Origin of the sequence: Enterococcus raffinosus (genome assembly GCF_001886185.1) — a bacterium.
Taxonomy (GTDB): Bacteria; Bacillota; Bacilli; order Lactobacillales; family Enterococcaceae; genus Enterococcus_A; species Enterococcus_A raffinosus.
On record NZ_JXLA01000117.1, the window covers coordinates 1 to 630 of the forward strand.

Annotated in this window: 1 protein-coding gene and 1 pseudogene; both read left to right on the forward strand. The window is 40.6% G+C overall.

Annotation, left to right across the window (positions count from 1 at the left end):
- The coding region (locus RV13_RS20490; protein WP_083579833.1) for an ATP-binding protein at positions 1 to 321 on the forward strand (321 nt) is incomplete at its 5' end.
- A gap of 4 nt (positions 322 to 325) precedes the next feature.
- Positions 326 to 630: pseudogene (locus tag RV13_RS20495) on the forward strand (FUSC family protein); the annotation flags it as partial.

Consider the following 630-nt stretch of genomic DNA (forward strand, 5'->3'; position numbering starts at 1 on the left):
GCTGGTCGGGCCATGAATGCCGGTGTTTACTTCGTCACGCAAAACAGTGATGACTTGTTGGATGAACGTTTGAAGAATAATATTGGGCTAAAGTTTGCATTTCGCAGTACCGATATTCATGAAATCAAGAAAACCTTGGAATTCTTTGGATTAGATAAAGAAGATGAAAGTAATCAAAAATGCATGCGAGATTTGGAAAATGGGCAATGCTTGATGCAGGATTTGTATGGTCGAGTAGGTGTGGTCCAAGTTCATCCAGTCTTTGAAGAACTTTTCCATGCTTTTGATACCCGTCCGCCAGTTCAAGAGAGAATGGAGTGAGGAGATGAAAAAGAAACTTTTTCGTATCTTTGGAATTGTTTTAATCAGTTTGGTCACTCTGATAATACTTTTGAGCTTAGTTGGAACGGTAGCTGAGGCAACAGGTCTGGTAGATGATACAGTTGGAGCCGGAAATCTTTATTCCCAATATTCACTTGGTAACTATCAGTTGGATTTCTTTGTGGATAGTTCGTGGGATTGGCTGCCTTGGAATTGGGGTGATGGCCTAGGGAAGAGCGTAATGTATGGACTTTATGCCATTACTAATTTTATTTGGACAGTTAGTCTCTACTTATCAAATGCCACGGG